The sequence below is a fragment of the Streptomyces thermoviolaceus genome (assembly GCF_045209695.1).
GTDB lineage: Bacteria > Actinomycetota > Actinomycetes > Streptomycetales > Streptomycetaceae > Streptomyces > Streptomyces thermoviolaceus.
The window spans coordinates 5,998,463-6,015,351 of sequence record NZ_CP109280.1; the positions used below are offsets into that span (position 1 = coordinate 5,998,463).

20 protein-coding genes are annotated in these 16,889 nt (G+C 71.4%); 13 read left to right on the forward strand and 7 right to left on the reverse strand.

Annotated features, from left to right (window positions below; translation table 11 throughout):
- Window positions 1–2 precede the first annotated feature (2 nt).
- The gene (locus OG899_RS26250) at window positions 3–581 is read left to right on the forward strand and encodes a TetR/AcrR family transcriptional regulator (RefSeq protein WP_125498119.1); all 579 of its coding nucleotides are present in this window, start codon (window positions 3–5) and stop codon (window positions 579–581) included.
- 361 nt (window positions 582–942) lie between these two features.
- Here OG899_RS26250 and OG899_RS26255 read toward each other — a convergent pair whose 3' ends face one another.
- On the reverse strand, window positions 943–2,172 hold the full coding sequence (locus tag OG899_RS26255; RefSeq protein WP_168131648.1) for a cation:proton antiporter: 1,230 nt from the start codon (window positions 2,170–2,172) through the stop codon (window positions 943–945).
- A gap of 6 nt (window positions 2,173–2,178) precedes the next feature.
- A complete protein-coding gene (locus tag OG899_RS26260; RefSeq protein WP_125498151.1) occupies window positions 2,179–2,649 on the reverse strand; it encodes a cation:proton antiporter regulatory subunit in 471 nt (156 codons plus the stop codon).
- A gap of 221 nt (window positions 2,650–2,870) precedes the next feature.
- Between OG899_RS26260 and OG899_RS26265 the strand changes: the two genes are divergently transcribed.
- Window positions 2,871–3,308, forward strand: a complete 438-nt coding sequence (locus OG899_RS26265; RefSeq protein WP_251505327.1) for a hypothetical protein — start codon at window positions 2,871–2,873, stop codon at window positions 3,306–3,308.
- A 126-nt stretch (window positions 3,309–3,434) separates the two neighbouring features.
- Here OG899_RS26265 and OG899_RS26270 read toward each other — a convergent pair whose 3' ends face one another.
- Window positions 3,435–3,980, reverse strand: coding sequence for a nuclear transport factor 2 family protein (locus tag OG899_RS26270; RefSeq protein WP_125498116.1), 546 nt, complete (start codon window positions 3,978–3,980; stop codon window positions 3,435–3,437).
- Window positions 3,981–4,074: 94 nt separating this feature from the next.
- Between OG899_RS26270 and OG899_RS26275 the strand changes: the two genes are divergently transcribed.
- Entirely contained in the window at window positions 4,075–4,683 is a 609-nt protein-coding gene (locus OG899_RS26275) for a TetR family transcriptional regulator (protein ID WP_125498115.1), read from the forward strand.
- A 199-nt stretch (window positions 4,684–4,882) separates the two neighbouring features.
- On the opposite strand, the gene OG899_RS26280 is transcribed toward OG899_RS26275, so the two are convergent.
- Complete coding sequence (locus OG899_RS26280; RefSeq protein ID WP_125498114.1) at window positions 4,883–5,380, reverse strand: MarR family winged helix-turn-helix transcriptional regulator; 498 nt, start codon at window positions 5,378–5,380, stop codon at window positions 4,883–4,885.
- A gap of 75 nt (window positions 5,381–5,455) precedes the next feature.
- Here OG899_RS26280 and OG899_RS26285 point away from each other — a divergent pair, with 75 nt between their 5' ends.
- The 3 genes from OG899_RS26285 (at window position 5,456) to OG899_RS26295 (ending at window position 9,408) form a co-directional block, all read left to right on the forward strand.
- Window positions 5,456–7,585, forward strand: coding sequence for an MMPL family transporter (locus tag OG899_RS26285; RefSeq protein ID WP_125498113.1), 2,130 nt, complete (start codon window positions 5,456–5,458; stop codon window positions 7,583–7,585).
- Window positions 7,586–7,821: 236 nt separating this feature from the next.
- Window positions 7,822–8,673: an oxidoreductase gene (locus tag OG899_RS26290; protein WP_125498112.1), complete on the forward strand. Its 852-nt coding sequence runs from the start codon at window positions 7,822–7,824 to the stop codon at window positions 8,671–8,673.
- Window positions 8,674–8,811: 138 nt separating this feature from the next.
- Complete coding sequence (locus tag OG899_RS26295) at window positions 8,812–9,408, forward strand: TetR/AcrR family transcriptional regulator (protein ID WP_406311185.1); 597 nt, start codon at window positions 8,812–8,814, stop codon at window positions 9,406–9,408.
- Window positions 9,409–9,534: 126 nt separating this feature from the next.
- Here OG899_RS26295 and OG899_RS26300 read toward each other — a convergent pair whose 3' ends face one another.
- Window positions 9,535–10,524 (reverse strand): YafY family protein, encoded by a 990-nt coding sequence (locus tag OG899_RS26300; protein ID WP_125498110.1) that lies wholly within the window; start codon window positions 10,522–10,524, stop codon window positions 9,535–9,537.
- Window positions 10,525–10,615: 91 nt separating this feature from the next.
- Here OG899_RS26300 and OG899_RS26305 point away from each other — a divergent pair, with 91 nt between their 5' ends.
- From OG899_RS26305 to OG899_RS26320, 4 genes are all read left to right on the forward strand, one after another.
- Window positions 10,616–11,017, forward strand: a complete 402-nt coding sequence (locus tag OG899_RS26305; RefSeq protein ID WP_189428070.1) for a VOC family protein — start codon at window positions 10,616–10,618, stop codon at window positions 11,015–11,017.
- A gap of 248 nt (window positions 11,018–11,265) precedes the next feature.
- On the forward strand, window positions 11,266–11,667 hold the full coding sequence (locus OG899_RS26310; protein ID WP_125498108.1) for a hypothetical protein: 402 nt from the start codon (window positions 11,266–11,268) through the stop codon (window positions 11,665–11,667).
- 202 nt (window positions 11,668–11,869) lie between these two features.
- Window positions 11,870–12,559 carry a molybdopterin-dependent oxidoreductase gene (locus tag OG899_RS26315; protein ID WP_373296061.1) on the forward strand — a complete coding sequence of 230 codons (690 nt, stop codon included), beginning with the start codon at window positions 11,870–11,872 and terminating at the stop codon, window positions 12,557–12,559.
- On the forward strand, window positions 12,543–13,199 hold the full coding sequence (locus OG899_RS26320) for a cytochrome b/b6 domain-containing protein (RefSeq protein ID WP_125498106.1): 657 nt from the start codon (window positions 12,543–12,545) through the stop codon (window positions 13,197–13,199). The genes OG899_RS26315 and OG899_RS26320 overlap by 17 nt, the downstream gene beginning before the upstream one ends.
- A 240-nt stretch (window positions 13,200–13,439) precedes the next feature.
- Here the strand turns inward: OG899_RS26320 and OG899_RS26325 are convergent, their stop codons facing one another.
- On the reverse strand, window positions 13,440–14,042 hold the full coding sequence (locus OG899_RS26325; RefSeq protein WP_125498105.1) for a TetR/AcrR family transcriptional regulator: 603 nt from the start codon (window positions 14,040–14,042) through the stop codon (window positions 13,440–13,442).
- A 471-nt stretch (window positions 14,043–14,513) separates the two neighbouring features.
- Here OG899_RS26325 and OG899_RS26330 point away from each other — a divergent pair, with 471 nt between their 5' ends.
- From OG899_RS26330 to OG899_RS26340, 3 genes are all read left to right on the forward strand, one after another.
- Window positions 14,514–15,077 (forward strand): hypothetical protein, encoded by a 564-nt coding sequence (locus OG899_RS26330; protein ID WP_125498104.1) that lies wholly within the window; start codon window positions 14,514–14,516, stop codon window positions 15,075–15,077.
- 396 nt (window positions 15,078–15,473) lie between these two features.
- Window positions 15,474–15,701, forward strand: coding sequence for a DUF2945 domain-containing protein (locus tag OG899_RS26335; protein ID WP_125498103.1), 228 nt, complete (start codon window positions 15,474–15,476; stop codon window positions 15,699–15,701).
- A 6-nt stretch (window positions 15,702–15,707) separates the two neighbouring features.
- Window positions 15,708–16,040, forward strand: a complete 333-nt coding sequence (locus OG899_RS26340; RefSeq protein ID WP_125498102.1) for a DUF3140 domain-containing protein — start codon at window positions 15,708–15,710, stop codon at window positions 16,038–16,040.
- A 21-nt stretch (window positions 16,041–16,061) separates the two neighbouring features.
- On the opposite strand, the gene OG899_RS26345 is transcribed toward OG899_RS26340, so the two are convergent.
- Complete coding sequence (locus tag OG899_RS26345) at window positions 16,062–16,856, reverse strand: SDR family NAD(P)-dependent oxidoreductase (protein WP_168131642.1); 795 nt, start codon at window positions 16,854–16,856, stop codon at window positions 16,062–16,064.
- Window positions 16,857–16,889 lie beyond the last annotated feature (33 nt).

Sequence of the window (16,889 nt, forward strand, 5' to 3'; positions counted from 1 at the left end):
TCATGGCTAGATGGCAACCGGGGGCGACCGAACGTCTCGTCGTCGCGGCGGTCGACCTGTTCACCGAGCAGGGGTACGACGCGACCACGGTCGCGCAGATCGCCGAGCGCGCCGGCGTCACCAAGAGCACGTTCTTCCGGCACTTCTCCGACAAGCGCGAGGTGCTGGTCGCCGGCCAGGAGACCCTGAGCAGGCTGTTGACGCAGGGCATCGCCGAGGCGCCCGACGACGCCGGCCCGCTGGAGGCGGTCGCTGCCGGTCTGCGCTGTGCTTCCGACGCCATGGGCCCGGAGAACCGCAGGCTCGGCCCCCGCCTGAAGGCGGCCGTGGCCGCCAGCACCGAACTGCAGGAGCGTGACGCGCTCAAGAGCGTCGGTCTGTCGACCGCGATGAGGGATGCGTTGATGGCCCGCGGTGTCCCGGAGACGACCGCTCATCTCGCGGGTGAGCTGGGAGTCCTCGCGTTCAAGCGGGGCTACGAACGGTGGTGCGCGGGCGAGCGTGACGACGCGGAAGGTTTCGCGCCCTACGCCCTGGCGGCGCTGGAGGAACTGCGCGCGGCCACGGCGACGCTGGTCTGAGGAACGGCAGCCCTCGGTCCGTGTCCGGGTGCCGGTGCTGCCTCGGCCGCCGGGCACCGGAGCGTGCCGCTCCCGTATGCGGGCGACGCACGCAGGTGTGCGGCGCGGTGGCGGCCGCAAGGCCGCAAGGGTGTTTCCTGCGCCGGATTGGCCCGTCGGCAGGGAGAGGGAGCCCGCGGACGTCACCGCGCGAAGGCAGCGGCGCCGTTGCGTGGGGAAGACCCGTGCCCGAGCGGCGGGTCGGGCGCCCGGTGACACGACGTCACGGGCAACGTCACGGGCACGACCCGGCGGGCGGACGGCCGGGGCGGCGCGGGCGGGAACCGGCCCCGTCCGGCCGGTGCCGCCCCGCCGCCCTCGTTCAGCCGACCGTCTCCTGGTCCACCGCCGCGTTCTTGGCCTGCGGCTGCGGTGCCGTCCTGCCGGACGTGCCCCACCGGGCGGTCAGGCGCAGCGCCACCGGCTCGGTGAAACGGGCCGTCAGGGGACCGAGGATCACCAGGATGAGCACGTACGCGGTGGACAGCGGGCCCAGGGAGGGCTCGATCCCCGCGGTGACCGCCAGCCCGGCGATCACGATGGAGAACTCGCCGCGGGCCACGAGCGTGCCGCCCGCACGCCACCGGCCCTTGGGGGAGACACCGGCCCGTCTCGCGGCCCAGTAGCCCGTGGCGATCTTCGTCAGTGCGGTGACGACAGCCAGTGCGAGGGCGGGCAGCAGCACCGGCGGAATGCTGGACGGATCCGTGCGCAGTCCGAAGAAGACGAAGAACACGGCGGCGAACAGATCCCTGAGAGGGGCGAGCAGATTGTGCGCCCCCTCGGCGACCTCACCGGACAGGGCGATGCCCACCAGGAAGGCGCCCACCGCGGCCGAGACCTGCAGCTGCTGGGCGACACCGGCCACCAGCAGGGTCAGACCCAGCACCACCAGCAGCAGCTTCTCCGGATCGTCGCTGGAGACGAACCGGGAGATGTGCCGGCCGAAGCGCACCGCGAGCAGCAGGACGAGGCCGGCCACACCGAGCGCGATCGCCAGCGTCACGCTGCCGGCCGCCAGCCCGCTCCCGGCGAGCAGGGCGGTGATGATCGGCAGGTAGACCGCCATGGACAGATCCTCCAGCACCAGGACGCTGAGGATCACAGGTGTCTCCCGGTTGCCGAGCCGCCCCAGGTCACCGAGGACTTTCGCGATCACTCCGGACGACGAGATCCAGGTCACGCCGGCCAGCACGACGGCGGCCACCGGCCCCCAGCCCAGCAGCAGCGCCGCCGCGGCCCCGGGCAGCGCGTTGAGCGCGGCGTCGACGAGACCGGCCGGGTACTGGGTCCTGAGGTTGGAGACCAGGTCGCTGGCGGTGTACTCCAGCCCCAGCATGAGCAGCAGCAGGATCACGCCGATCTCGGCGCCGATCGCCACGAACTCCTCGCTCGTGCCGAGGGGCAGCAGGCCGCCCTGACCGAAGGCCAGCCCGGCCAGCAGGTACAGAGGGATGGGGGAGAACCGGAAGCGTCCGGCGAGGCGGCCCAGAAGTCCCAGACCGAGGATGATCGCGCCGAACTCGATCAGGAAGGTGGCGGACGAGTGCACGGATGGTCACTCTCGTCCGAGTATCTCGGCCGCGGCCTCCACGCCCTCGCGGGTCCCGATCACGATCAGGGTGTCACCGCCGGCCAGCCGGAAGTCCGGCCCCGGAGACGGGATCGCCTCGGCCCGGCGCAGCACGGCCACGATCGACACACCGGTCTCGGTGCGCATCCGGGTCTCGCCCAGCACACGGCCGTTCCAGTACGACGTGGCCGACAGGCCGATCCGCTCGGCCACGAGCCCCAACTCCGTCGTCGACAGCAGGCTCGGGCTGTGGTGCGCGGGCATCAGCGCGTCGATGAGCGCCTCGGCCTCCCCGGCGGACAGCCGCACCGACAGAGCGCACGCATCGGGGTCGTCCTGGCCGTACGCGCTCAACGTCCGAGATCCGTCCCGGTGCGCGACCACGGACAGACGACGCTGTTCCCGCGTGGTCAGGTCGTAGCGGACCCCGATCCCCGGCAACGGCGTACTGCTCATACGCGCAGCGCCCACAGCTTTCTCCCTGTCTGATTCGGGTGTTTCTTTGGACAATCTTTGCTGACACCCTAACGTGACGGCGTCCGGCACCCGGCCACGCCGGCACTGTCCCCGCCCCGTTCGGCGCCGAGCCGTGATCCGGCCGCCCCGCCATGGGGTCCGCCCTGGTGGTGGGCGACGCGTGCCTGTCCGGGGGCGGAGAGCACCGGAAGGAAGGCAGCATGATTGAGTGGACGTCACTCGGTGCCGGAGCGAGACCCGTTCCCAGGCCCGTGGCCACGCCGCTGGTGTGGGCCGCCGCATCCGGCGGCGCACTGCTGCTGGTGGCCGTCCTCGACGTCCTCGTGGGCCCGAACCGGCCAGTGCTCGCCCTCGCCGTCCTGGCCCTGCTCGCCGCCCTGCTGGGGCGGCGCGCCCGCTTCACCGCCGCCCCCGGCACGGCCGTGCTGTGCTGGCTGTTCCTGAACGGCGTCGCCGTCCCGCCCGCGGGCACCCTCACCTGGGACGGGCACCGTGACATGCTGTGGCTCTCCTGCCTGCTGGCCGCCGCCCTCACGGGTACGGCGCTGGCCCGCCTGCTCCACGCCCGCGCCGCCTACCGGCGCGTCACCACAGGCCTCGACACCACGCGGCCGACGCATCCCGCGGGAGGACTCTGAGCCGCCGCCGTACGTGCAGAAGCAGCCGTACCGAAGGCGAACGGACGCGACCGGCAGGGCCGCGGGCCCTCCGGCCGGTCCGCCGAGGTGTGCGACACGCTTCCGCGTCCGGGTCGGGGACGCCGGTCAGGTTTCCTGTTCCTGCCGGGCGTGCTGCAGATGCGCCCTGCCCGCCTCGCGCAGGAGCTCCACTGCGGGTCCCGAGCCGTCCATCGGCCTCAGAGTGCGCGATGCGACGCGCCAGCCGTCCTGGCCGCGTTCGAGCGTCCAATGGTTGGCCAGCACACGGTGGATGCGGTAACCCTGCGACGAGCCGTGGTTGGCCAGCTCCCGGGTTTCGCCGCCGGTGTCCGGGGTGATCAGCGCGAGATAGGAGACGGCGACCGCCGTGTCGCCGTCGATGTCCACGAGCGGCAGACCGCCGAAGTGAGCCAGGCCGCCGGCGATGGCGGCCCGGTGCTCGTCGCGCTGGACGAGCTGCACCATCGCCTCGCGTCCCTGTGCTCCGTCGAGGCCCGGGCCGCGATCGAAGACGAAGTCCTCGGTGTAGACGGCCTCGATGAGGTCGCGCTCGCCCGTGTCGCCGCTGAGTGGGTGCGTGGCGAGCAGGTTGTAGATCTCCAGACGGTCCTCGATCGCCCGCAGCCGGGCTTCAAGTGTGTCGGATGTCATACGAGTCCCTTCGAATTCCAACTGAGGGGTTGGAGTCTGTCACCGGCCGTCCGTCACCGCAACCGGCTGGTGAGGCTTTGTTTCAATGGGGCACATGGCATGGGACACCCAGCGGACGAAACAGCGGCTCCTGGACGCCGCGGTGCACGAGTACAGCGAGCACGGACCGCTGGGGGCGCGTGTCGACCGGGTCGCCGAGCGGGCCGGAGTGAACAAGGAGCGCATATACCAGTACTTCGGCAGCAAACAGAAGCTGTTCGCCGCGGTCCTGGAACAGGAGATGACCAAGCTCGCCGCCGCGGTGCCGCTCACCGCCGAGCAGGCGCACGACCTGGGAGAGTTCGCGGGACGGGTCTACGACTACCACCGTACTTACCCGCACTACCTGCGGCTGCTGCTGTGGGAGGGGCTGGAGATCCGCCCCGGACGAGGCGAACCGGGGCCGGTCGCGGCCGCTGCGGAACGGGCGGCGCACTACGCGGACGACATCGCCGCCGTCGTGCGCGCCCAGCGTGCCGGGGCGCTGCGCGACGATGTGCGCCCCGGCTACCTGCTGTATCTCGCCCGTGCCCTTGCTGTCTGGTGGCTGGCCGTTCCCTCCACGGCCGCACTCATGCTCGGGCAGGCCGCCGGGGAAGGGCCCCTGGAGCGTCGGCGTGTGCTGGCCGACCTCGTCCGCGACGCGACGCGCCCACGCCCCTGACACCCTCACGCGACGCGCGCTCTGCGGGCACGCCCGTGCCCTCGGACGGCCCGCCGAGCGCGACCCTGCGGTGGCCGAAGGACACGGACACCCGTCTTGCGTCCGACGTGTCCGCTGACGAGGAATCAGAAGACGTGTGAGCGGAACCCGGCGCGGGGGACGGTCCTCCGGCTCGGGCGACTCGGGCCGGCCGGGTGTGTCAGTCCGTCCGCCGGCGCAGCAGGGCGAGTTCCCGGTTCAGGTCCGCCAGGAAACGGACGACCACCCGCAGCTCGTCGGTGGTGAAACGCTCGCGCACCGTGTCGGTGGTGCGGGCCAGAGGCCTGAAGTACTCCCTGGCCAGGTCCTTCGCGCGGTCCGCGTACTCCAGGTGCACCACCCGGCGGTCGTCGGCCGCCCGGACGCGCCGGATGTGACCCGCGCGTTCCAGCCGGTCCAGGCAGGCGGTCATCGCACCCGAGGTGAGGTTGAGCTGCCTGCGCAGACGTCCGGGGGTCATGGGTGTGTCCGGGTTCTCGATGTCGAGGATCGCGATCAGGGCCTGCATGTCGGTGAGGTGCAGGCCGTGCGCCTGAGCGAACTCCTGGACGATGCGGTTGAACTCGCTGTTCATGCGCCGCAGTTGGACGGCGAAAGACGGTAGTCCGGTCGGGCAGTCCTCCGGCGCGGGTGGTGCGGGGGTCGTGGAGCCGCTCATGCCGCCAGTATAAGATCGCTCGATGATTGACATACTTGATCGTCGACCTAGATGTCCCGTGACGTAGGAACGTACATGACGACCGCATCACGCCGGGCCCGGTGGCTCGTGCCCCTCGCTCTGTTGATCGTCTGGCTCGGTGTGGGCGGGATGCTCGGCCCGTACGCGGGCAAGCTGGGCGACGTGGCCACCAACGACCAGGCCTCCTTCCTGCCGCAGAGCGCCGAGTCCACGAAGGTGCTCGACGCCCGCGAGGCGTTCGACCAGCGCGAGACACTTCCCGCGATCGTCGTGTGGACGGCCGACGGCGAGCGGATCACCGCAGCCCAGCGCTCGGCCGCCACCCGCGCCGTCGCCCGACTCGCCGGCCGGACCGGCGTCGTCGGCACCCCCTCACCGGCCCTGCCCTCCGAGGACGGGCTGGCGCTGGAGGCCGTCGTCCAGCTGGAACCCGACCTCGGCCACGGGTTGTCCGACGTCGTGGACGCGGTGCGCGAGACGGCGAAGAGCGTGCCCGGCACCACGGCCCAGGTGGCCGGCCCGGCGGCCAGCCAGGTCGATCTGTCGGGCGCGTTCGCGGGGATCGACGGACTGCTGCTCGGCGTGGCGCTCGCCGCGGTGCTGGTGATCCTGCTGCTGGTCTACCGCAGCGTCCTGCTGCCCTTCGTGATCATCATCGGTTCGGTCTTCGCTCTCGGCCTGGCCTGTGCGATCGTCTACGCCCTGGCCGACCACGGCGCGGTCCGGGTCGACGGACAGGTGCAGGGCATCCTGTCGATCCTGGTGATCGGCGCGGCCACCGACTACGCCCTGCTCCTCGCGGCCCGCTTCCGCGAGGAACTCGCCGAGCGCGGCGACCGGTTCGCCGCCGCCCGGGCCGCCGTGCGCCGGTCCTTCGGCGCCATCACCGCCAGCGCCGCCACCGTGGCGCTCGGCCTGCTGACACTGCTCGCCAGCGACCTCACCAACAATCGCGCCCTCGGGCCGGTCGGTGCCGTCGGCATCGTGTGCGCCGTGCTCTCGGCCCTCACCTTCCTGCCGGCCGTCCTCGCCCTGCTGGGCCGCAGCGCCTACTGGCCCGCCCGGCCGACGACGCCGGACACGTCCGCCGAGGGCCGCGGTGTGTGGCGCCGCGTCGCCGCCGTCGTCGACCGCAGGCCGCGCCGGGTGTGGGTGGTGACCGCACTGGCCCTCGCCGTCTTCGCGGCCTTCGCCCCGTCCCTGTCCGCCAAGGGCGTCCCGCTCGACGAGATCTTCGTCAACGACGCGCCCTCGGTCGCCGCACAGCGCACGCTCGGCGAGCACTTCCCCGGAGGCTCCGGCAACCCGGTGGTCATCATCGCCGACGCCGACCACCGTGCCGAGGTGACAGCCGCCGCCCGCGCGACGAAGGGGGTGGACTCGGCCGACGCCGTCTCCGCCTCCGGGCGGCCCGGTGGCGGAGAGCCGCTGGTCGTCGACGGCCGGGTGCGCATCGACGCCGTCCTGCGGGACGCGGCGGACAGCGACGCCGCGAAGAAGACCGTCGAGCGGCTGCGCGCCAGGGTGCACGCGATCCCCGGAGCCGACGCACTCGTCGGCGGCTACACCGCTCAGCAGTACGACACCCAGCAGACCGCTGCCGCCGACCGCACCCTGATCGTCCCGGTCGTGCTCGCCGTGATCCTGTTGATCCTCGTGCTGCTGCTGCGCTCCCTGCTGGTGCCCGTGCTGCTGGTGGCGACCGTCGCACTCAACTTCCTCGCCACGCTCGGTGTCTCCACGCTGGTGTTCGAGCACCTCTTCGGATTCAGCGGCACGGACGCCTCGGTCCCGCTGTACGGCTTCGTGTTCCTGGTCGCCCTGGGCGTCGACTACAACATCTTCCTGATGTCCCGGGTCCGCGAGGAGGCGCTGACGCTCGGCACCCGGCAGGGTGTGCTGCGCGGTCTGACCACGACCGGCGGAGTGATCACGTCGGCCGGTGTGGTGCTCGCTGCGACCTTCGCTGCGCTGATGGTCATCCCGCTGGCCTTCCTGGTGCAGGTCGCCTTCATCGTGGCGTTCGGTGTGCTGCTCGACACCCTCGTGGTCCGTTCGCTCCTGGTGCCCGCGCTGGTGATCGACATCGGACCCCGGGCGTGGTGGCCCGGCGCACTGGCACGTGCCGGTGGCCGGAACACCGAGGAAGGACAACCCAACGCGGTGGCTCCGAAGGGGAGTTGACGCATCGGTCCGCCATGGGCCACCCGGGCCGGCCGCGGCAGGCCGCCCGGGACACAGCACGGCAGAGCGCCGGGGCTTCGCGCCCCGGCGCTCTGCCGTGTGCGGTGCCGAGAGGCAGGTGCGGATCACGAAAATCAACGCGGTGTCGAAAAAACTCGACGTGGTGTAGATTCGAAGACGTGGCGGGAACTCCGCCATGGCGGTACGCCGCCACGGACGAAGGAAGTGAGTGCGGCGTGAAAACCTTTCTGATCACCGGGGTGAGCAGCGGACTCGGCCGGGCGTTCGCCCAGGGGGCCCTGGACGCGGGACACACCGTCGTGGGCACGGTCCGCAAGGAAGCCGACCTGACCGCGTTCGAGCAGCTGGCGCCGGGCAGGGCGCACGGCCGTCTTCTCGACGTCACCGACGACGAGGCCGTCTTCCGTGTGATCGACGACGCCGAGGCGACCGTCGGTCCGCTGGACGTGGTGATAGCCAACGCCGGGTACGGCCTGGAGGGTGTCTTCGAGGAAACCCCCCTGTCCGAGGTCCGCGCCCAGTTCGCGACCAACGTGTTCGGTGCCGCCGCCACCTTGCAGGCGGCCCTGCCCCACATGCGCGCGCGTCGCTCGGGACACCTGATGGCGGTGACCTCCATGGCCGGTCTCATGACCGTGCCGGGCATGTCCGCCTACTGCGCGAGCAAGTTCGCCCTGGAGGGCCTGCTCGACAGCCTGCGCAAGGAGGTGTCGGGCTTCGGCATCCATGTCACGGCCATCGAGCCCGGTTCGTTCCGCACCGAGTGGGCCGGCCGGTCGATGACCCGGGCCGAGCGGTCGATCGCCGACTACGACGAGCTGTTCGAGCCGCTCCGTGCGGCACGCATCAAGGCCAGCGGGAACCAGCTGGGCAATCCGCAGAAGGCCGCCGAGGCCGTCCTGCACATCCTGGACGTGCCCGAGCCGCCCGGCCACCTGGTGCTCGGCTCGGACGCCCTGCGCCTCATCGGGCAGGCACGCCAGGCCGTGGACGACGACATCCGTACCTGGGAGGCGCTGTCGCGCACCACGGACTTCCCCGACGGTGCGCAGATCACGAGCAACTGACCCCCGGACGCGTGCCCGGCCGGCTCACACCGGCCGGGCCGGTCGGCGGGGCGGCCCCGGCGGCGCGGCGACCCGTGGCAGGGCCGTTGCGCGGCCGAAGTAGAGTGCTGCGGAGTTCGAACAGCAGGGGAGAAGACCGTGGGAAGGCGCAGTGATGCCCTCCGCAAGGGAGACCTGCGTGAGCAGGCTCTTCTGGATGCCGCCGAGGCGCTGCTCGCACACACCAGCCTCGAGAACCTGACGGTGGAGGCGATCGCGCAGAAGGCCGGGATCTCCCGGGCATCCCTGTACTTCTACTTCGGCAACAAACACGAGGTGCTGGCGGCCCTCGTCGAGCGGACCATGCGCACGATCCGGACGTACGCCGACGTCACGGAGCAGCAGGGGAGCGTCCCGCCCGTGGAAGCCATGGAGAGGGCCGTCCGCGCGACCGAGCAGGTGTGGCGGGAGCACAGCACCGTCATGCGTGCGGCCGTCGATTACGCGGCGCTTCACCCGGTCATCGGCAACGCCTGGAGCGAGACCGTCGAACGGTTCGCCCGGACCATGACGCACGTCCTGAGGCGGGCGGGCCTGCCCGACGGCGACGACCCCGGCAGCGCTCAGGCCCTGGCGGACGCCCTGTGCTGGATGACGGAGCGCACCTTCTACCGCGCCGCCGGTGCTCCGGACGAGGACCTGGGCCGGGCGAGCGCGACCATCATCGAGGTCTGGCGCAAGGTGATGACGGCCTGACGGGGCAGGTCCACGGGTGCACCCGGCCGTCGCGCCTCCGCGGGGTGCGGTGGCCCATGGCCGTGCGCTCGCCCTGCGCCCCTGTCCGTCTGTCACCCGCCATGCCGACCGGATCGATGAGGACCCTCATGCCTGCCGGGCATTGCGGTCGAGACGGCGCGCGAGCGCGAGCACGAGAGCGCGCAGCTCATCGGGTTGCTCGACGACGAAGGGCCGATCGAGGGCGGCGATGAGGGGAGGCAACCAGTCCAGTCGGTCGGTGCGGATCTCGACCCGCAGCCACCGTTCGGTGAGCGCGCCCGCATCCGCAGTGGCCCCGTGTTCCTCGGTGATGGGCGCGTCGGGCGGCAGCCATGCGCGGATCTGCTGCACCGTGCCGTGGACCCGCAGCTTCACCGTGTAGCGGAACTCGTCCTTGGCGAAATGCGACAGCAGACGCGCTGCCGGATCCTGGCCCTCGGGTGCCTCGAACGAACCGGGCAACGTACGCGCGTCCGCGATGCGGTCGAGACGGAAGATGCGGTCCTGGCCGATCCCGGCGTCCTGGCCGGTGACGTACCAGCGGCCGGCATGTCCGACGATGCCGTACGGGTGCAGCACGCGTTCGCTGTGCCGTCCCGTCCGGTCGGTGTAGCGGATCGACACCGGCCGACAGTGCCGTGCGGCGTCGGCGAGGGTGAGGAACAGCTCCGGGTCGGGGGTGGTGAGCGCACCGGGCCGGTGGGTGTAGGTCACCGATCGCAGCAAGGTGTCGAACCTGTCCGCGAGGTGCCGGGGCAGCACCCGGCGGATCTTCGCCGCCGCCGTCTCACCGGCGGTGCGCTGCTCGGGTGTCAGACCTGCCGTGCGGCCGGTGGCCAGCCCGATCAGGACGGCCAGTGCCTCGTCGTCGTTGAACATCAGGGTGGGCAGACGGTACCCGGGTGCCAGCCGGTAGCCGCCGTAGCGGCCGCGCACCGACTCCACGGGCACGCCGAGGTCGATCAGATGCGTCACATAGCGCCGCACGGTGCGCCCCTCGACCCCGAGCCGGTCGGCGAGTTCGGCGACGCTGCGAGTGCCGCCCGACTGCAACAGTTCCAGAAGGGCCAGGACACGGCCGGTCGGTCGGGACATGACGACACCGTAAACCACATACCGGACCGATTCTGTCCTCTATTTCGCCTACCGTGCCGCGTGCAGCCCGCACCACAGGCAGGAGAGCCCCATGGATTTCGTGTCGACCCGGATCATCACCGCCGACGTCGCCCGCCTCGTCGCGTTCTACGAGCGGGTCACGGGGGTGGAGGCGACCTGGGCCACCGAGGATTTCGCCGAACTCGTCACCGCGCACGGAACCCTCGCCGTCGCGTCCGAGCGCACCGTCCCGCTGTTCGCCGAGGGGTCCGCCCGTGCGGCGGCCAACCACAGTGCCGTGATCGAGTTCCTCGTCGACGACGTGGACCGCGTGCACAAGGAACTGGCCGACGTCGTCGGCGAGTTCGTCAACGGTCCCGCCACCATGCCGTGGGGCAACCGGGCCCTGCTCTTCCGTGACCCCGACGGCAACCTGGTCGACTTCTTCACCTCCCACACCCCGGCCGCCGTCGCGAGGTTCGCCGGGCGATGAAGCAGCCCGTCGGTCGCGGCGGCGGACACCCGCCCGGCTCGCCCCGCCGCGCCGCGGACATCCGGGGGTCCGACATCCCGTGCGGACGTCGCCGCAGGTGCACGGCGCGTCTGCCCCACACCCCGGAACACCACGGCACCGGACGTTTCCCCGAACCGGCCGGCCCGTGGCGGGAACGGCCCTCGTCGGACCACCTCGATGCAACACCCCCGAACCATCACCACGAAAGACCACCAGGGAAGGAATCCATGATGGAAACTGTGCTCAGCGTGGGACTCGACCCCCGTGTCGTCGGTGACCCCGCGGCGCCGAGCGAGGCGTTTCCCGAGGTCGACGCGGCGCAGGTCCGAGCAGGTCTCGCGCAGGCGGAGAAGGAACTCGAGAGCATGGGACTCGGCTTCGAGATCTGCCTCCTCGACCGGAGCGAAGCAGCCGCGGACGCCTTTCGCGCCGCGGTGACCCGGAAGCACTACGCGGTGATCGTGATCGGCGCCGGCGTGCGCATGGAGCCGTCTCTCACTCCGCTGTTCGAGAAGCTCGTCAACATCGCCCGGACCCACTCACCGAGGTCCGTGCTGTGTTTCAACACCGGACCGGACACGACCGTCGAGGCGGTGCGGCGGTGGTGGCCTCCGGCCGCAGAGAACTGACCGCCGGCCGGACCGGCTGGGGTAGAACGTTCTGTCTTGACTCTTCCGGGTGCTCTTGCGATGCTGACGAGCAGTCTGTTCCCTCTTTCGGACATGCCGTCGACGGACGCGCCCGGGTGCGCAGGAGACCGTCGGCCGGTCCGGCGAACGCGGAGGAGTCGAGCGCGTGAACCCAGAGACATCTCAGGAACGGGGCACCCCCGTGGGACGTCGCGTGTTTCTCGGCACACTCGCACTCGGTGCGGTGGGTGTCGCGGCCGGCCCCCACCTGCAGCGGGGTGTGGAGGCGTTCCTGGGGGGTGCCGCCGAGCTGGACCCGTCCGGTCTGACCGGGCTGCTGCCGAACGGAGGAGGTTTCCGCTACTACACGGTGACCTCCTCCGTGCCGCACAAGGACGAGCACACCTACCGTCTCACCGTCGACGGGCTGGTCGACCGCCCGGGGAGCTACACCCTGGCCGACCTCAGGGCGATGCCCCAGACACGTCTCGTCCGGGACGTCCAGTGCGTGACCGGCTGGCGGGTCCCCGGCACTCCGTTCGAAGGGGTCAGCCTGTCCCACCTGCTGGACGCCGCAGGAGTGCACCCGTCGGCCGGCGCGGTGCACTTCACCTGCTTCGACGGGGCGTACACCGAGAGCCTCACCCTGGAGCAGGCGCGCCGCGCGGACGTCCTGGTCGCCCTGCGCATGCAGGACAAGGACATCGGCCACGCCCACGGCGGTCCCGTTCGCCTCTACGTGGCACCCATGTATTTCTACAAGTCCGCCAAGTGGCTGTCCGGGATCACGGTCACCGAGGAGGTCCGCCCCGGATATTGGGAGAAGCGCGGCTACGACGTCGACGCCTGGGTGGGCCGGTCGAACGGACGGGACGATGAGCCCACGGCCTGAGATCTCGCCCGACGGCGCACACCTGCACCGGTTCAGCCGGGCGGAGCGCTGGGCCCATCGCACGACGGCCGCCCTGATGGGTGTGTGTGTCCTGACCGCGGCCTTCCTCTACATCCCGGTGCTCTCCGAACTCGTCGGCCGTCGCACCCTGGTGGTCACCGTGCACGAATGGGCGGGCATCGCTCTCCCGGTCCCCGTGCTGGCCGCGCTGGGCTCGCGCGCCCTGCGCGCCGACCTCGGTCTGCTGAACCGCTTCGGTCCGCACGACCGCCGCTGGCTGGCCGCAGCTCTGCGCCGGGACAAGCGGCCCTCGTCACGTCCGGCACACAAGTTCAACGCCGGTCAGAAGCTGTACGCCTCCTGGAGCGCCGGTGCCGCACTCGTCCTGCTCGGCACCGGGCTGATGATGTGGCAGACACACCTCGTCCCGCTGCAGTGGCGCGTGGGCGCCACGTTCATCCACGACTGGCTGGCGCTCACCCTCGGTGTCGTCCTCGCCGGTCACATCGGAATGGCCATGGCGGACCCGGAGGCCCGGCACGGCATGCGCACCGGGTGGGTCGCCCGCAGCTGGGCGCGGCGCGAACACCCGCTGTGGGAGGCGGAGGCGCTGCGGGAGACGGGGAAGACGCCGTCGTGACGGATGACGGCTCGTCGGTCCTCGGGCGAGCCGTGCACGCAACGAAGACGGAGCCGTGCGAACGGCGAGACGGTCGGGCGCCGCCGCGCCGTCCGTACGTCGACCGCGCTTCGGCCGGGTCCGGGCGGCGTCGTGGCCGGGAGAGCCTCCCCGCGCGGGTGCGATGTCGACTCGCGTGTCCGCGTGTGTCACCGTACCGCGTGCGGGCAGGGGGCACCGGCCGCACGAGGTGCTGCCCGGCTACGCCTGCGCCGAGGAGGCGCCGCGCAGCTTCAGCATGTCCTCGACACCGTCGAGGAAGGTCTGGGTGATCAGACCGGGGTCGAAGAGGCAGCCGGCCGCCATGGCGCCGTCGCGGAGCATGGCGAAGTGCCGGGCGGCCGCGTCCGCGGGTGTGCAGCCCGCCTGCGCCAGCAGGTGTGTGACGGTGTCGAGGAACCACTGCCGGTGGGCGAGAACCGCCTGATGGACCGGGTGAGCGGGGTCGTGGTACTCCGCGGCGGCGTTGAGGAAGGCGCATCCACGAAAACCGGAGGACTTGATGGTGTCGGCGATGGCCGTGGCGATGGCCCGGACCTGGTCGGCAGGGGCCGGGTTGTCCGCCACCGCGGCGGCGACCTGCCCGCGGATCGCCTGGTCGGCCTGCTCCAGATAGGCGAGGACGAGCTGTTCCTTGCCGGCGAAGTGACGGTACAGCGTGGCACGCGTCACCTGCGCTTCGGCGATGATCCGGTCGATGCCGACGGAGTGGATCCCCTCCGTGTAGAAGATCCGCGCTGCGGTGTTGAGGAGGCGCGTGCGCGCCTTGGACGTGCTGGCGCCTTCGGTGGTGGTCCGGCTCATGGTGCGCCACCCTATCAAACGGTAGAACGATCGGTCTCATCTTTGGGGGCGCCTCGTTCCGCGCACGGTGCGGCGCGACGGGGTGCGTGGTGTCGAACCCGACCCGTCGAATGCCCGCGATCCGTACCGCTTCGCCGCCCTCCGGGGTCGTCTGCCGATCGGGGTGGTCGGTAGGTAGAACGTTCGGTCTTGACAGCCGGATCCCGGTCGGTCCATGCTGCTGAGACAGAACGTTCGTTCTTCCTCTCGAGTGGCGTCGGAGGCACCTGACTCCTGGCCATTCCCTGGGGACGAACGACGCACAGCACCGCCCGTCAGGCGCCCCACCTGCGAGACACACCAGGTCCCGCAGCGCAGCCCCTCGCACACCGTCGCGGGGCGGGCCCGCCCGGCCGGCCGGCGTCACCCGCGGACATGGCGATCGCGGGACGTTCGACGCCTCCTTCTTCATCGGCCTTCGAGAGGATCACCGTGACCACCACGATCGCTGCCCCGTCCGGCATCGCCGGGACCGCCTCCGCACTGCGGCGGCTGTACTTCGTCCGTTTCGCGTTCGCCATCGTCTGGGCTCTCGTGATGTTCACGATGGCCTCGAAGATCACCCCCATCGGGGCCGTCCTGCTGGTGCTGTACCCGCTGTTCGACGTCGGTGCGGTCCTCTACGACGCGAAGGTCTCGCGCAGCACGGGCTCGCCCGCCCTGCTGTACGTCAATGTCGCGGTCAGCCTCGCCACCGCCGTCGGGGTCGCCGCCGCCTGCACATCGGGCATTCCCGCGGTGCTGCGTGTGTGGGGAACCTGGGCGGTCGTGGCCGGCCTGGCCCAGCTGATCGTGGCCGTCCCCCGCCGCAGCATGGGCGGCCAGTGGCCGATGATCCTCAGCGGCGGCATCTCGGTTCTTGCCGGAGGGTCCTTCATCGTCTCGGCCGGTGCCGATCAGCCCTCGCTCACCGGCGCCATCGGGTACGCCGTGCCGGGTGCCGTCTTCTTCCTCCTCTCGGCCCTGCGCCTGGGCCGCACCGCGAAGGGCGCCTGACCGGAGCGACCGGCCGCCCATGACCGGTCGTGACCGGTGCCGGGCCGACCGGGGAACGTCGCCGACCGGGTGGTGCGGCACGGTCCGACCGACGATCCGCGGTGGCCTGGACCGCCCTGCGGGCCCTGCCCTCGACCGCCCCTCCGCCTGACCGCCGAGCCCGGCGGGCAGGCGGAGGCGAGCCGCCTGTCCCGCCGTATTTCCTGGCGGAGCGTGTCGGGGCGTGGCGCAGGCCGCGCGGTCCGGTGCGGTCGCGACCCCGCTGCACAGCCCCCGCCCAATCGCGCACGCCGCAGTGTTCCGGGCCGTCCGGCGGTGCTCACCTCGCGGGAGCGGGCGGAAGCCGCCACGCTGGAAAGGAGGGGGGCCGTCGGCGCAAGCGTGAGGAGAGTCGGCATGGCCAAGAAGCGCGACGAGGGCGGGAAACCGAAGAAGGGTGATCACGTCACCTGGAGCAGTCACGGCAGTCAGGCCGAGGGCGAGGTGGAGGAGAAGATCACCGAGCGGACCGAGGCCGCGGGCCGGACGGTGGACGCCTCGCCGCAGGACCCGCAGTACCAGGTGCGCAGCGAGAAGTCCGGCCGGTCGGCGGTGCACAAGCCGTCCGCTCTGAAGAAGAAGTGAGCAGCCGTGGACGACGGTGAGCGCACAGAGGTCAGCCGGGCGTTCCACGAGCTGGTGAACATGAAACCGGCCGCGCTGGAGAAGTGGCTCGAGACCGACGAGTCACGCAGCGCCGGACAGCACAAGGACGGCGGGGAGTCGACCGGGCACGCCTCCGGCCGACGGATCGTGGAGATCCTGCGGACGAAGAAGAGCGACCTGTCGGACGACGACTACCAGCACATGCGCAAGGTCGTGGGGTACATCCGCCGCCATCTGGCCCAGCAACCGTCCGGTGACGTACGGGACACCCGGTGGCGGTACTCGCTGATGAACTGGGGGCACGACCCGCTGGAGTGACGGCCCGCCCGCCCGAGCGGGTCAGGGCAGGATCGAGTCCACGTATCCGCCGTCGACCCGCAGGGCCCCTCCCGTGGTCGCGGAGGCCTGGTCCGAACTGAGGTAGACGACCATGTGGGCGATCTCCTCCGGCTCGATGAGCCGTTGCAGCAGCGACTGCGGCCGGTGCCGGCGCATGAACGCGCGCTGGGCCTCCTCCCAGGGCAGCTCCCGGTCGACGAGCTGGTACACGAAGTCCTCCACGCCGGCGGTGTGCGTGGGGCCGGCGATGACGCAGTTCACCGTCACCCCGGTGCCGGACGCCTGCTTGGCGAAGCCACGGCCCACGGCGAGCAGCGCCGTCTTCGACATGCCGTAATGGATCATCTCCGCGGGGATCACCACGGCCGAGTCGCTGGCGATGTACTGCACGCGACCCCAGCCGCGCTGCATCATGCCCGGCAGATACAGCCGGGTCAGGCGCACGGCGGCGAGCACGTTCACCTCGAAGTAGCGCCGCCACTCCTCGTCGGTGATCTCCAGCGGGTCGGCGGCGCCGAAGATGCCGAGGTTGTTGACGAGGACGTCCACCTCGGGCAGCGCCTCGGCCAGCCGGGCCGTGCCGTCCTCGTCGGTCACGTCCGCGGCGACCGGGACCACGTCGGCCCCCGGCACCTCCTCCGCCAGCCGTGCCGCCGCATCGGCCACCCGCCGCTCGGTGCGGCCGTTGAGCGCCACACGGGCCCCGGCCCGGGCCAGTCCGGCGGCGATGGCCGCGCCGATGCCCTGGGTGGAGCCGGTGACCAGAGCGGTCCGTCCTGCCAGTTCGATGCGCATCCCACGGCTCCCTTCCGGGTGTCCTCGCCCCTC